This window comes from Rhizobium sp. No.120, assembly GCF_054558365.1.
Genome location: NZ_BAAJNQ010000007.1, coordinates 243,369 through 257,345, shown reverse-complemented (window position 1 = coordinate 257,345; position 13,977 = coordinate 243,369). Strand labels below are relative to the sequence as shown.

The following is a 13,977-nucleotide window of genomic DNA, read 5'->3' as shown; positions in this document are numbered from 1 at the left end:
TGATCTCGACCGGCTCGACAGATGTGAATCCGGCGTGAAAAAGCCTTCAGCAGGAGAATGTGGCCTTTCTGTATCGGCCAAATCCCGTTGACATCAATCGACCCCCCTCTTATCTGTCACGCAACCTCGCGTCCAGAACAGTTTCCGGCCGTTTTGTGCTATACTCCCGTTTTTTTCGGGAAGGGATACAGCAGGAAACGGCAGGATGAAATCTCAGAAAGGACCAGTCACATGGTCAGCCTAGGTGGAATTGCCCGCAAGTTGTTCGGCTCGTCCAACGACCGCCGGGTTAAGTCGTTCCAGCCGAAAGTAGCCGCAATCAATGCGCTCGAGCAGGAAATGCGTGCGCTGTCCGATGAAGCTCTGGCCGCCAAGACGGTTGAGTTCCGCCAACAGCTCGCGGAAGGCAAGACGCTGGACGATATTCTGGTCCCTGCCTTCGCCGTTGCCCGCGAAGCCTCACGCCGCGTTCTCGGCATGCGGCCTTTCGACGTGCAGCTCATCGGCGGCATGATCCTTCATTCCAATGCCATTGCTGAAATGAAGACCGGTGAAGGCAAGACCCTCGTCGCAACCCTGCCGGTCTATCTGAACGCGCTGGCTGGCAAGGGCGTGCATGTTGTTACCGTCAACGACTATCTGGCGCAGCGCGACAGCGGCACCATGAGTCGTCTGTACGGCTTCCTCGGCTTGACCACGGGCGTCATCGTCCACGGCCTGTCAGATGAACAGCGCCATGACGCCTATGCATGCGATATCACCTATGCCACCAACAACGAGCTCGGCTTCGACTACCTGCGCGACAACATGAAATATGAACGCGCCCAGATGGTTCAGCGCGGCCACAATTTTGCGATCGTCGACGAAGTAGACTCGATCCTAGTCGACGAAGCGCGCACGCCGCTCATCATCTCCGGTCCGCTCGACGACCGCTCCGATCTCTATATCACCATCGACGCCTTCATTCCGCGCCTGGCGAAAGAAGACTACGAAATCGATGAAAAGCAGCGCTCGGCCAACTTCTCCGAAGAAGGCACCGAGAAGCTGGAGAACATGCTGCGTGACGCCGGCCTGTTGAAGGGTGAATCGCTTTACGACGTCGAGAACGTCGCGATCGTCCACCACATCAACAACGCGCTCAAGGCGCACAAGCTCTTCCAGCGCGACAAGGACTATATCGTCCGTAACGGCGAAGTCGTCATCATCGACGAATTCACCGGCCGCATGATGCCGGGCCGCCGTTATTCGGACGGTCAGCATCAGGCTCTGGAAGCCAAGGAACATGTGCAGATCCAGCCGGAAAACCAGACGCTGGCGCAGATCACCTTCCAGAATTACTTCCGCATGTACGACAAGCTCGCCGGCATGACAGGTACGGCTTCGACGGAAGCGGAGGAATTCGGCAACATCTACGGCCTCGACGTGATCGAGGTACCGACCAACCTTCCGATCCAGCGTATCGATGAGGACGACGAGGTCTATCGTACGCATGCCGAGAAGTATAACGCCATCATCAACGAGATCCTTGATGCGCACAAACGCGGCCAGCCGGTACTGGTTGGCACGACGTCGATCGAGAAGTCCGAACTTCTCGCCGATCTCATGCGCAAGCGTGGCTTCAACAATTTCCAGGTTCTGAACGCCCGCTACCACGAGCAGGAAGCCTATATCGTCGCCCAGGCCGGCGTTCCCGGCGCGGTGACGATCGCCACTAACATGGCCGGCCGCGGCACCGACATCCAGCTCGGCGGCAATCTGGAAATGCGGGTCGAGCGCGACCTGCACGAGATCGAGCCGGGTCCCGAACGCGACGCGGCCGTTGCCCGCATTGCCGAAGAAATCAAGGAACTCAAGCAGAAAGCAATCGCTGCCGGCGGTCTCTACGTCATCGCCTCCGAGCGCCACGAAAGCCGCCGTATCGACAACCAGCTGCGTGGCCGTTCTGGCCGCCAGGGCGATCCGGGCCGCTCGAAATTCTACCTGTCGCTCCAGGACGACCTGATGCGCATCTTCGGCTCCGACCGCATGGACGGCATGCTGCAGAAGCTCGGCCTCAAGGAAGGCGAAGCGATCGTCCACCCCTGGATCAACAAGGCGGTGGAACGCGCCCAGAAGAAGGTCGAGGCTCGCAACTTCGACATCCGCAAGAACGTTCTGAAGTACGACGACGTATTGAACGATCAGCGCAAGGTCATCTTCGACCAGCGCGTCGAGCTGATGGAATCGAAGGACCTCTCCGAATTTGTCGGCGACATGCGTCATGACGTCATCGAGGACCTCGTCGCCAGGCATATTCCCGAGCGCGCCTATGCCGAGCAGTGGGATGCCGACGGCCTGAAGACGGCTGTCGCCAACTTCTTCGATCTCGACCTGCCCATCCATGATTGGGTCAAGGAAGAAGGCATCGGCGAAGACGACATCCGTGCGCGCCTGACGGAAGCCGCCGAAAAGGCTGCGGCCGAAAAGGCTGAGCGCTTCGGCCCCGAGATCATGACCTATGTCGAGCGCTCCATCGTGTTGCAGACGCTGGACAATCTCTGGCGCGAGCATATCGTCAACCTCGATCATCTACGCTCGGTCATCGGCTTCCGCGGCTACGCCCAGCGCGATCCGCTACAGGAATACAAGGCGGAAGCCTTCGAGCTGTTCCAGGCGCTGTTGAACAATCTGCGCCAGGCCGTCACGGCGCAGCTTTCACGCGTGGAACTGGTGCAGCAGCCGGCCGAGCCGGAAACACCGCCGATGCAGGCCCGTCATATCGACGCGACAACGGGCGAGGACGAATTTTCACAGTTCAATCTGGCAAGTGAAAGCGTCGTATCCCCGGAAAATCGCGATCCGCAAAACCCGGCAACGTGGGGCCGCGTCGGCCGCAACGAGGCCTGCCCCTGCGGCTCCGGCAAGAAATACAAGCACTGCCACGGCGCCTTCGAAAGCAGCGAAGTGGTCTGAGCGTCGCAAACCGACAGCCATGAACAAAAATGCCGCCTCTGGGCGGCATTTTTATTTGTAACGATCTAGTCTCACCATTCGCGACGGGCAGGCCCAGCGCATTTAGACAGCGGAATGCGGATCTTCGCTGTAGAGATGGACCGGGTAGTTTGATCCGATGACATCAAGCACACGATCAAGCCAAGCTGTGAACGCGGGATAATCGGCAAGATCGAAGCCGCAGTCCGCCGCTCTATGGGCATAGGCATAAACTGCGATATCGGCGATCGAAAACTCCTCACCGATGAGAAACGGCGTATTCTTCAGCCCGCGCTCGAGCGCTGCAAGCGTGCGAAGACCGGCCGAGCGCTTGGCTTCTACCATGACGGCATTGGATTCCAGCCGCCCCGTCAGCGTCCAGAAGCGCAGCGTACCGATGACCGGTTCGACATGATATTGTTCGAAGAACAGCCATTGCATCACCTTGGCGTGCCGATAGCGATCCGCCGGAAGAAAGCGCGTGCCTTCGGCAACATAGGTGAGAATTGCATTCGATTCGGCGATCGTGCGCCCATCCTCCAGTTCGAGGACAGGAATGCCGCCAGCCGGATTGAGATCCAGAAAGGCGTCCGTGCGCCCCTTACCCTCGAAAATGGATACCAGGCGGGTCTGGTAGGGAATATCGAGCAATCCGAACAGAACCCTGGCCTTCCACCCATTCTGTGATGGTAGATAGTCATATAGTGTAAACATGGAATTCTCCTCGCAGCGGAGGAAACCTACATGCAAGCTTCGCATCCGCCACCCGTTTCCTGCGACAGCTCTCCAACTGGAACTGCCACGGACCCATCGCATCCAACGGTTGCTTCTGCGCTCATCCGGCACACAACCGACCGCATGCATGAACCTCACATTTAACTATCGAAAGAACCGATTCTTAACTCTCCTCTGCCAAGACTAACGCGAGTTTGGGATCATACTTAAAGTATTGCGTATCGATCATGGCGGTCTTTCAAACAGCGGAAAGAATGTTGCCGTCCGCTTTGCGGGCCGCTCTATCGCCGTATCTACGCAAGATCAGCATTCTGCTTGCCGGTCAGGATGAGAAGGCCGCCTCGCAACGCATGGCGCTGATCGCTTTCACTATCCGTGTTGCCGGCGCCGCGCTCGCCTTTCTCTCACAGATCATCCTTGCCCGTTTGATGGGCCGGTTCGAATACGGCATCTTCGTCTTCGTCTGGGTGCTGATGATCCTGTTCGGCAATCTCGCCTGCCTTGGCTTCCCGACAGCCATCATCCGCTTCCTGCCGCAATACGACGCCACCGGCAATCATGATGCCATTCGCGGTTTGAACGCCACGGCACGCCTGTTCGTGGTCGCCGTCTCGGGCACGCTGGCGCTGATTGGGGCGCTCTTGCTCTTCGCCTTCCGCGGCATGGTCGAGCACTATTACGTCATCCCGGTTTTCCTCGGCCTGATTGCCGTGCCGATGATCGCGCTTGGAGACGTTCTGGACGGTACGGCCCGCGCCAAGCACTGGCCGATCATGGCACTGAGCCCAACCTTCCTCATCCGCCCGACGCTGATCCTACTGTTCATGGTCGCTGCGATTGCCGCCGGCGCACCGCGCGATGCCGTCACCGCTATGGCCGCAGCTCTTGCCGGCGCCTTCACCAGTGTCCTGCTGCAATATCTCGCGGTGACGCTCCGTCTGCGCCGTCATTATCCACGCGGCCCGAAAGCAATCGAATTCAATGCCTGGACGGCGGTGGCACTGCCGATCTTCCTGGTCGAAGGCGTGGGCTACCTCCTCACCAATTCAGACGTCATCGTCGTCGGCATGTTCCTCGATCCGGATGAAGTCGCCGTCTATTTCGCCGCCGCCAAGACGATGGCCCTGGTGCTCTTTGTCTCCTTCGCCGTCAGAGCCGCCATCGGTCCGCGCTTTGCCGCCATTCTTGCCGAAGGCGACCGGAGCAAGCTCGCAGCCTTTGCGACGGAGGCGACACGCTGGTCCTTCTTTCCGGCACTTGCCCTCGGCCTCGTGGTGCTGGCGGCGGGGCAACTCCTGCTGTCGCTGTTCGGCGCCGCATTCACGGAGGGGCAAATCGTGATGGCGATCCTGCTTGCCGGCATCCTTGCAAGAGCGCTCGTCGGCCCTGCCGAAGTGCTTTTGACCATGGCGGACAAGCAGATGCTCTGCGTCTATCTCTATGCTGTAGCGCTCGTTGCCAATGTCGGGCTCAATGTCGCGCTCATCCCGCATTTCGGCATCGAAGGCGCGGCGATTGCCGGCGCCACCGCCATGGCAATCGAGGCCTTGCTCCTGCACGTAGCCGTCCGCCGCGCGCTTGGCATCAAACTATTCGCCCTCCTCCGGCGCTCGTCGGCGTCATCGGCAACGAGGGTCTTCTGATCATGGCACGTCCCCCTTACACCGAAACCACCGACAGCCAAGTGAACGCCCTGACCCATGCGCTCGCAGCACTGCATTTCGAAACGCCGAAAGCGGAAGCCCGGGTCGAGGTCGGCCGCGCCGGCCGCGAACTCTGCCTCTATCCCGGCAAACTTGGCTACGAGTTGCAGGACGAGCTGGACTTCCTGTCCAATCGCGCCATGGAGCCGAACGTCTTCTTCTCGGGTCGCTTCCTGGCGCCCGCCATGCCGCGCCTTGAGGATCGGCAGGTGCGTCTGGCGCTAATGCGCGATATCAACAGCACGCGCAGCCGCATGCGTCTGCTGATGCCCTTCACGGTCGACAAGCCGGGCTTTGCCATCGGCCCGTCGATCATCCGCGTCTGGTCGAACTCCTTCGGCCCGCTCGGCACGCCCCTGCTAGACGCCGAGGATGCCGGCGAAACGCTCGACAACCTCTTCGAGGCACTCTCCCGGCCGGAGCTGCATCTCCCCACCACGCTCGTATTGCCGGATGTGCGGCTCAACGGCCGTTTCGTCCAGATGGCCAAGGTCATTGCGATCGGCCGAAACCTGCCGATCGCCATCGCCAACTCCTTCCAACGCCCGATGCTCCAGAGTAACGACGACGCGCTCGCCTATCTCAGGCGAACGATTTCCAACGCGCACTTGCGGGAAATGCGCCGGCAGTGGCGACTTTTGGAAAACCACGGCGAAGTCACCTACAGCGTCGCCCGTCAGCCCCGCGATATTCATGGGCGCATGGAAGAATTCCTGGCGCTGGAGGCAAGCGGCTGGAAGGGCAAGAAGCGCTCGGCGCTGGTAACCGATCGCCATCATGCGGCCTTTGCCCGCGAAGCGATTTCCAACCTTGCCGCCATCGACGCGGTGCGCATCCACACCATCGATCTCAACGGCAGAGCCATCGCCTCGATGATAGTGCTCATCATGGGCGGCGAGGCCTATACCTGGAAGACGGCCTATGACGAGGCCTATGCCCGCTTTTCGCCGGGCAAGCTCTTGATGGGCGAATTGACGGAATGGCATCTCGACGATGCCAACGTCGTTCGTTCCGATTCCTGCGCCGTGCCGGACCATCCGATCATGAGCCGCTTCTGGCACGAACGCGAGGATATGGGCACGCTCATAATCGGCCTGACGCCGAACGGCGACCGCGATGTCCGCCAGGTGACCACGCAGCTGCACATGTATCGCAGCACCCGCAACATGGCGAAGCTGCTGCGCGAAAAGATCCTATCGCTTACGAAACGCTGACCTCGGCGATCGCCCGCTCGCGCAGCAGGCGGCGGATCACCTTGCCTGAGGTCGTCAGCGGCAGAGCGTCGACGAATTCGATCTCGCGCGGATATTCGTGCATGGAAAGCCGGGTTTTCACCCACTCGCGGATTTCGATCGCCAATTTGTCACTCGGCTCGTGGCCTGGCACGAGAACGACATAGGCTTTGACGATTTCCGTTCTGACCGCATCCGGCTTTCCCACCGCCGCGGCAAGCTGCACGGCCGGATGGCCGCCGAGGCAATCTTCGATCTCGCTCGGCCCGATGCGATAGCCGGACGAGGTGATGACATCATCGTCGCGCCCGACGAAGGAAATATAGCCATCCGCATCCTGCCGGCCGATATCGCCGGTCAGCAGCCAGTCATTGGCAAATTTCGCCTCCGTCGCCGCCTCGTTCTGCCAGTAGCCGAGGAACATCACCGGATCGGGCCGCTTGATCGCGATCTGACCCGTCTCCCCTACTGCAACCTCATGGCCATCGGCATCAACGATCGCGACACGATGGCCGGGGGCGGGCTTGCCCGTCGCCCCGCCGCGGCTGACGCCGAACGCCTCGCTGGAGGAGAGCACGAAATTGCACTCCGTCTGGCCGAAGAATTCGTTGACGCTGACACCAAGCGCGGACCGCGCCCATTCGAAGGTTTCACGGCCGAGCGCCTCGCCTGCAGACCCTATCGTGCGCAGCTTCAGATCAAAATGCGCCCGCGGATTGTCGACGGCCTTCAGCAAACGCAGCGCCGTTGGCGGAATGAAGGCATTGCGCACCTCCATCTCAGCCATGATGCGGAAGGCCATGTTTGGATCGAACTTCTGCGCGGGAGAGGAAACGACGGGGACGCCGAGCATCAGGCTCGGCAACAGAGCATTCAGGAGACCGCCGGCCCAGGCCCAGTCCGATGGCGTCCAGAGCCGGTCGCCGGCCTTGGGAAAGCCTTCATGGGCGAACTGCATGCCCGGAATATGACCCGGCAGCACGCGATGGCCATGCAGCGCGCCTTTAGGCGGCCCGGTCGTGCCCGAGGTGAAGATCATCAATGCTGGATCATCCGGGCCGGTATCGGCGACCGCAAACAAAGGCGGATGGGCCGCCACCAGATCGGCAAAGCCGGAAACGCCCTCTTCGGCACCATCGATGCTGATCACTTGCGCCAGTTCCGGCAATCGGTCCCGTATCGGACGCAGCCGCTCGAGGCCGAACCGGTTGGTGACGATGGCCGATGCCCCGGCTGCCCTCAGCCGGTATTCCAGCGCCTCGGCGCCGAACAGCAAGGCCAGCGGCAATGCGATCGCGCCCATCTTGTAGATCGCCACATGCGCGACGACGGTCTCGAAGCTCTGCGGCAGCAGCAGCGCCACCCGATCTCCCGCCCGCACCCCGAGCGCGACGAGCGCATTGGCGAAAGAGGCGGAACGACCCCGCAACTCACCGTAGGTCATGGAAAAGTGATTGCCGTCCGGATTGAAATGCTGGAGGCAGATCCGGTCGGGCTCATGCTCTGCCCAGGCGTCGCAAACAGCATGCCCCATGTTGAAATTCGCCGGAATCTCCCAACGAAAGTCGCGATAGAGGGCTTCATAAGTATCACGCGGGGGCAATCTCATGCGGAATTCCAAAAAATGGTGCGGTGCAGCTAACACCTGTCGCCCACGGGGTTCAAGGAAACATTTGAAACTGCCGTCTTCTCTGCCGGGCGAATCGCCTTATTTATTGAGGAATACTTCGAAGCTCTTCACGAATTCATGCGTCGACCGGCGGCGACTTTGCCCGCCGATTTGCTTTTCTCGGCGCACCCATCCCATCGCCCTTCCGACGGTGGGCCTCCTTGTAGCGAATGATCGAATGGACGGAGAATAGCGATGGAATACGTAAAGCTTGGCAGGACCGGCCTTGAAGTCTCACGCATCTGCCTGGGTTGCATGACCTATGGCGATCCCAACAAGGGCACGCACGCCTGGTCATTGAAAGAAGAAGACAGCCGCCCGCTGCTGCGCCAGGCGATCGAGGCCGGCATCAACTTCCTCGATACGGCCAACACCTACTCCAACGGTTCCTCGGAGGAGATCGTCGGCCGCGCCATCAAGGATTTCGCCAAGCGCGACGATATCGTGCTCGCCACCAAGGTCTTCAATCGCATGCGCCCCGGCCCGAATGGCGCCGGCCTGTCGCGCAAGGCGATCTTCGACGAGATCGACAACAGCCTGCGCCGCCTCGGCACCGACTATGTCGATCTCTACCAGATCCACCGCTGGGATTATACGACGCCGATCGAGGAAACGCTGGAAGCGCTGCACGATGTCGTCAAGGCCGGCAAGGCCCGCTATATCGGCGCCTCCTCCATGTATGCTTGGCAGTTCGCCAAGGCGATCTATACCTCGCGCCTCAATGGCTGGACGGAGTTCGTCAGCATGCAGGACCACCTGAACCTGCTCTACCGCGAGGAAGAACGCGAGATGCTACCCTTCTGCGAGGACCAGAAGATCGCCGTCATCCCGTGGAGCCCGCTCGCGCGCGGTCGCCTCACCCGCGATTGGGACGAAGCGACGGCCCGCACGGAGTCCGACGAATTCGGCAAGACGCTCTATACCCAGGCGCTCGAAGCCGACCGCAAGATCGTCGATGCCGTCGGCACCGTTGCCAAGGCACGCGGCATCCCGCGCGCGCAGGTCGCAACCGCCTGGATCCTGCAGAAGAGCGCCGTCACCGCCCCGATCATCGGCGCTTCCAAGCCCGGCCACATCACCGATGCCGTCGCCTCCCTGGAGGTCAAATTGACGCCGGAGGAAATCGAAGCGCTTGAAGCACCCTATGTCCCGCACGGAGTTGCTGGATTTAAGTGAATCGGGATTTCGCGCTCGTCAGGCGCGTTCATCACTGTTGCGATGGATGTGCCTGGCCCCTCACCCAGCCCTCTCCCCGCAGAGCGCAACAAATCGCGCAAAAGTGACTTCACGAACAGGTCATAGTTGGGGCTTAACAGGTGGTGGTTCCTTTCCCCCGAGGATGACATCCAATGATCACAGTTCCCTTCGAGGCGCGGCGCTTTCAATCGACCGCGGCCTATTACCTGCGCTATCGCATCCCCTATCCGGACAGGCTGATTACCCGCGTTGCCGAACGCAGCGGCCTGAAGCCCGGCGATCACGTGCTCGATCTCGGCTGCGGCCCCGGCCAGCTCGGCATTGCCTTCGTCCGGCTGCAAGGTGCCGTCGTCACTGCGATGGACCCGGAGCCGGAAATGTTAGCCGAAGCCGAGCTCGGCGCGAAGGCAGCCGGCGTCGATATCGATATCCGGCAGGGCTCTTCCTACGATCTTAGCCCCGATATCCGCAGGCTGCACCTCTGCGTCATGGGCCGCTCCTTCCACTGGATGGACAGGCCGGCAACGCTTGAAGCCCTCGACAGGCTGATCGAGCCGGGTGGCGCCGTCGTGCTTTTCCACGATAAAGGCATTCTGGCGGAGCCGAACTGGCGCGGCATCCTTGAACCCCTGATGGAAACCTATTCACCCGAGCGCAGCGCGGAGCGGCAGATGCGCCGGAGCAAGGAATGGGCGCCGCATGAAGCCATGCTGCTCGCCTCGCCTTTCCGCAATCTCGAACGAATCGGCATCGTCTCGGAATACACCAGGGACATCGAAGAGATCGTCGGCCGCATTTTCTCGATGTCGTCGACCTCGCCGCAGGCGCTGGGGGACAAGGTAGCCGATTTCGAAGCCGCACTTCGCGCCGAACTGCTCGCAGTCGCACCCGACGGCAAATTCAGGGAGGTCGTCGAGGCGAACGGGCTGCTCGCCTTCCGCGACTAGAGCAATTCCAGGAAAAGTGCGCAGCGGTTTTCCGTCCGGAATTGCGAGACAACAAAGAGATAGAGCGGCTCAGAGATTCCGTGAAAAGCTGAACCGCTGTAGATCAGCCGTTGCTTTCACCCGGCAGCGGCGACAGCTCCTGCCTGGTCGCCGACAGGAATTCCTGCGACAATTCGGGATTGTCCATGGCGCGGGCCAGGATGACGGCGCCGACCATGGCCGAGAGGCTGGCAAAGGCCTTGCGCCGGCGCTCCTCCGGCGTTTCGCCGGGAACGATCTCTTCCAGCACCTCGACCAGCCCCATGAGACCGCCGGTGAAGGTGGACTGCATCTTGGGGCCGTGACGGCTGACCTCCTGCGTCAGTGCCGCGAAGACACAGCCTGTCGCGTGCTCGACCACGTTGCGATGCGAGAGATAATGGGCGAGCAGCGCTTCCAGCGGCTGGTCGGGCGAGCTTGACGCCACTTCCTTCCAGCGCTCCAGCGACCGGGCCACCAGCGCCTTGCTCGCCTCGCAGGCAAGTTCGTCCTTCGAATCGAAATGGCCGTAGAAGCCGCCATGCGTCAGCCCCGCCGCCTTCATGATCTCGGCGACGCCGATGCCGTCGAAACCCTTCTCGCGAAAGAGCTCGCCTGCCACGGCAAGGATCTTCTCGCGATTCTCGGCGAATTTCTCCCGGCTCACTCTCATCAACAAACTCCATCAGAGCATCAATAAATCTGTATTGACAATTTATATGATGACCATCATCAATACGCAACAAATATGATAGCAATCATGTAAATGCCTTTGCACAAACGTTCAAGCCGGGAGAACGGCAGGGCGCTAGACGTGGTACGGTACCCCCGACTGTCCGCGATCCAGCGTTTTCGCAAGTCCGGCCTGACGGCACGATACCCAACCTGATTGGAACGCAGCTCATGGTTTCCACTGCCCTTGCCTCGACGCTCGCCCGGCGCAACATCCACTACGGATGGGTCGTCGTCGCCGCCACCTTTCTCACCATGCTGGTCACGGCCGGCGCCATGGGCGCGCCCGGCGTGCTCATCAAGCCGCTGGAGGACGAATTCGGCTGGAGCACCTCCTCCATCTCGTCCGCGCTTGCGGTCCGCCTCGTGCTGTTCGGCCTCATGGGTCCCTTTGCCGCCGCCTTCATGAACCATTTCGGCGTTCGCAAGGTCATCGTATTCGCACTGGCGACCATCGGCGTCGGCTTCATCGGCTCGCTCTATATGACCGAAGTCTGGCAGCTGCTGCTCTGCTGGGGAATTATCATCGGTTTCGGCACCGGCCTCACCGCCATGGTGCTGGCAGCGACCGTCTCGACGCGCTGGTTCACCAAGCATCGCGGTCTCGTCATCGGCATGCTCTCGGCAAGCTCGGCGACGGGACAGCTGGTCTTCCTGCCGCTGATGGCGGAGCTGACGACGCGCTACGGCTGGCGCACCACGGTGCTATTCGTCTGCGGCATGATCGTCGTTGCCGCGCTCGTCGTGCTGCTTCTGATGCGCGACCGCCCCTCGGACGTCAATCTGCCGCTGGTGGGCGAAATCCACATCACGCCGCCGCCGGCTGCGACCAGGAATCTGAAGGCAGCCCTCGCCTCGCCGATCGCGATCCTGCGGGAGGTTTCCACCACTTCGACCTTCTGGATCCTCTTTGCCACCTTCTTCATCTGCGGCCTGTCGACCAACGGCCTGATCCAGACGCATTTCGTCACCCTATGCGGCGATTTCGGCATCGTGCCGGTCGCTGCCGCCAGCGTCCTTGCCGTCATGGGCATCTTCGATTTCTTCGGCACGATCGGCTCCGGCTGGCTCTCCGATCGTTTCGACAATCGCTGGCTGCTCTTCTGGTATTACGGCCTGCGCGGCCTGTCGCTGGTCTACCTGCCCTTCAGCGATTTCACCTTCTACGGCCTATCGATCTTCGCCGTCTTCTACGGCCTCGACTGGATCGCCACCGTGCCGCCGACCGTCAAGATCGCCGCCGACCGTTTCGGCCGCGAAAAGGCCGGCCTCGTCTTCGGCTGGGTCTTCGCCGGCCATCAGCTGGGTGCCGCGACCGCCGCCTATGGCGCCGGCCTCACCCGCACGGAACTCAACACCTACCTGCCCGCCTTCTTCGTCGCCGGCGCCTTCTGCCTGCTCGCCGCGATCCTCGCGATCACTTTGCAAAAGTCCGGCTCCACGAGCAAAGGCCCGGCCATGGCGCACTGAGCTTCACGCGACAAAAAGCCCATGGCGTCTACCCACGCCATGGGCCAAACCGCAACCCTGCGGAAACACTCGCAATATCTGCCATCCCCGGCTTGCGCGCCCCGCCGCTCACATGCTAGACAGCCGCCTCGTCAGTACCCCGTTGCCCCATTGGCGGAATTGGTAGACGCGCTCGACTCAAAATCGAGTTTCGAAAGAAGTGCTGGTTCGACTCCGGCATGGGGCACCAAAAATCCTCAAATAACTCAATCACTTGCTATGACCTCAATGACTTGAGTCTCCATCTGCGACAGCAAACTGCTACAGCGCCAGGCACGGAAGACGTGACTATTTATCTTTGGTTGACCCTTAGAAACCGTACCTCCTATCACCGAAAATCCCCTCTATGCCGTCCACTCCTTGCGCCACAACATGGCCGATAGATGTGACCTAGGCGGCGCCCACCCCAACCGACTCTTACTAGGATGATGATGAATTTGGGGACGAGATAAGCAAGCAAGAAGCTAAGCAATACGAAATTGCGTCGCATTAAAAGCTCCAATTCCAAACGCTCAGCAATTGCTACTGAGCACTTGCGTTGCAAGAAAAACGCTTTCTCAGCAATTTCAGCGCCGATGGGCAAGCACCGAAAATGTTGGTTGACTTAAGGTGCACTACAATCAACTCTACCGCGAAAGAGTTTGAGGGGCATTGGGCATGTTTAAAATCGTCGTCGCGGTAGGCCTCTGCCTGCTCGCTGCGGGCTGCGCACGTTCCAGTGCGATGCGAATTTCGCAAAACGAGGCAATCATAAGCACGAGCGCCGCGCCAGTTTGCGGAGATGAGGGTGCAATGAAGGTCGCTGAAAAACAAGCAGCGATCGAAACAATCAAGGCAGGCTATGATCGGTATATAATAGTCGGTCAGCAAGGGCAGGACACGACCCATCTGGTTCAGATGCCGGGATCTTACTCAACGACTGGCACTGCGACTTTCTCAGGCAATACCGGCTTTTACCAAGCCAACACCGTTTATCAGCCTGGACCTATGTTCGTCGCCGGCCGTCATAATCAGAAGCTGGCGGTGCATATGTTTAAGAACGGTGAGCCTGGGGCTCAAAATGCGCTTTCTGCGAAGGAAACGCTTGGAACTAAATGGGCTGACATTGTTAGAGATGGCGTGATGACCTGTACTGGCTAGAGCCTTAGCGCCTGATCACCGGGCGGAGTCCCGGCATCGAACGTTTCACCATCACGAAAAATTTTGCCTTTCCGCCATTTCCATCAGCCCTCGACCATTTACAGCCATAATCCTGCCCCCTAAAG

General features: G+C 60.3%; 10 protein-coding genes and 1 tRNA gene. 8 read left to right on the top strand and 3 right to left on the bottom strand.

Going from position 1 to position 13,977, the window contains the following annotated elements; all coding sequences use genetic code 11:
• Positions 1-231: 231 nt before the first annotated feature.
• On the top strand, positions 232-2,952 hold the full coding sequence (gene secA, locus ACYJRZ_RS20815) for a preprotein translocase subunit SecA (protein ID WP_459462084.1): 2,721 nt from the start codon (positions 232-234) through the stop codon (positions 2,950-2,952).
• 102 nt (positions 2,953-3,054) lie between these two features.
• On the opposite strand, the gene ACYJRZ_RS20810 is transcribed toward secA, so the two are convergent.
• A complete protein-coding gene (locus tag ACYJRZ_RS20810) occupies positions 3,055-3,684 on the bottom strand; it encodes a glutathione S-transferase family protein (protein ID WP_459462082.1) in 630 nt (209 codons plus the stop codon).
• A gap of 248 nt (positions 3,685-3,932) precedes the next feature.
• Between ACYJRZ_RS20810 and ACYJRZ_RS20805 the strand changes: the two genes are divergently transcribed.
• Positions 3,933-5,348 carry a lipopolysaccharide biosynthesis protein gene (locus tag ACYJRZ_RS20805; RefSeq protein WP_459462080.1) on the top strand — a complete coding sequence of 472 codons (1,416 nt, stop codon included), beginning with the start codon at positions 3,933-3,935 and terminating at the stop codon, positions 5,346-5,348.
• 2 nt (positions 5,349-5,350) lie between these two features.
• Positions 5,351-6,622 (top strand): GNAT family N-acetyltransferase, encoded by a 1,272-nt coding sequence (locus ACYJRZ_RS20800; protein ID WP_459462078.1) that lies wholly within the window; start codon positions 5,351-5,353, stop codon positions 6,620-6,622.
• On the opposite strand, the gene ACYJRZ_RS20795 is transcribed toward ACYJRZ_RS20800, so the two are convergent.
• On the bottom strand, positions 6,609-8,249 hold the full coding sequence (locus tag ACYJRZ_RS20795) for an AMP-binding protein (protein ID WP_459462076.1): 1,641 nt from the start codon (positions 8,247-8,249) through the stop codon (positions 6,609-6,611). The genes ACYJRZ_RS20800 and ACYJRZ_RS20795 overlap by 14 nt on opposite strands.
• A 255-nt stretch (positions 8,250-8,504) precedes the next feature.
• Here ACYJRZ_RS20795 and ACYJRZ_RS20790 point away from each other — a divergent pair, with 255 nt between their 5' ends.
• Positions 8,505-9,485 (top strand): aldo/keto reductase, encoded by a 981-nt coding sequence (locus tag ACYJRZ_RS20790; protein ID WP_459462074.1) that lies wholly within the window; start codon positions 8,505-8,507, stop codon positions 9,483-9,485.
• Between the two features lie 173 nt (positions 9,486-9,658).
• Complete coding sequence (locus ACYJRZ_RS20785) at positions 9,659-10,453, top strand: class I SAM-dependent methyltransferase (protein WP_459462072.1); 795 nt, start codon at positions 9,659-9,661, stop codon at positions 10,451-10,453.
• Between the two features lie 103 nt (positions 10,454-10,556).
• On the opposite strand, the gene ACYJRZ_RS20780 is transcribed toward ACYJRZ_RS20785, so the two are convergent.
• Positions 10,557-11,144 (bottom strand): TetR/AcrR family transcriptional regulator, encoded by a 588-nt coding sequence (locus tag ACYJRZ_RS20780; protein WP_459462070.1) that lies wholly within the window; start codon positions 11,142-11,144, stop codon positions 10,557-10,559.
• A 230-nt stretch (positions 11,145-11,374) separates the two neighbouring features.
• Here ACYJRZ_RS20780 and ACYJRZ_RS20775 point away from each other — a divergent pair, with 230 nt between their 5' ends.
• The 3 genes from ACYJRZ_RS20775 to ACYJRZ_RS20765 all read left to right on the top strand — a co-directional run bounded on the left by ACYJRZ_RS20775 (position 11,375) and on the right by ACYJRZ_RS20765 (position 13,852).
• The gene (locus ACYJRZ_RS20775) at positions 11,375-12,673 is read left to right on the top strand and encodes an MFS transporter (RefSeq protein ID WP_459462068.1); all 1,299 of its coding nucleotides are present in this window, start codon (positions 11,375-11,377) and stop codon (positions 12,671-12,673) included.
• 144 nt (positions 12,674-12,817) lie between these two features.
• Positions 12,818-12,902 (top strand) — tRNA-Leu (locus ACYJRZ_RS20770).
• A gap of 467 nt (positions 12,903-13,369) precedes the next feature.
• Positions 13,370-13,852: a hypothetical protein gene (locus ACYJRZ_RS20765; protein ID WP_459462067.1), complete on the top strand. Its 483-nt coding sequence runs from the start codon at positions 13,370-13,372 to the stop codon at positions 13,850-13,852.
• Positions 13,853-13,977 lie beyond the last annotated feature (125 nt).

Bases quoted from the DNA above. Each gene is read 5' to 3' on its own strand.
- ACYJRZ_RS20780 (WP_459462070.1), bottom strand. From the start codon at position 11,144: ATGAGAGTGAGCCGGGAGAAATTCGCCGAGAATCGCGAGAAGATCCTT.
- ACYJRZ_RS20795 (WP_459462076.1), bottom strand. From the start codon at position 8,249: ATGAGATTGCCCCCGCGTGATACTTATGAAGCCCTCTATCGCGACTTT.
- ACYJRZ_RS20775 (WP_459462068.1), top strand. From the start codon at position 11,375: ATGGTTTCCACTGCCCTTGCCTCGACGCTCGCCCGGCGCAACATCCAC.
- ACYJRZ_RS20805 (WP_459462080.1), top strand. From the start codon at position 3,933: ATGGCGGTCTTTCAAACAGCGGAAAGAATGTTGCCGTCCGCTTTGCGG.
- ACYJRZ_RS20800 (WP_459462078.1), top strand. From the start codon at position 5,351: ATGGCACGTCCCCCTTACACCGAAACCACCGACAGCCAAGTGAACGCC.
- ACYJRZ_RS20790 (WP_459462074.1), top strand. From the start codon at position 8,505: ATGGAATACGTAAAGCTTGGCAGGACCGGCCTTGAAGTCTCACGCATC.
- secA (WP_459462084.1), top strand. From the start codon at position 232: ATGGTCAGCCTAGGTGGAATTGCCCGCAAGTTGTTCGGCTCGTCCAAC.
- ACYJRZ_RS20765 (WP_459462067.1), top strand. From the start codon at position 13,370: ATGTTTAAAATCGTCGTCGCGGTAGGCCTCTGCCTGCTCGCTGCGGGC.
- ACYJRZ_RS20785 (WP_459462072.1), top strand. From the start codon at position 9,659: ATGATCACAGTTCCCTTCGAGGCGCGGCGCTTTCAATCGACCGCGGCC.
- ACYJRZ_RS20810 (WP_459462082.1), bottom strand. From the start codon at position 3,684: ATGTTTACACTATATGACTATCTACCATCACAGAATGGGTGGAAGGCC.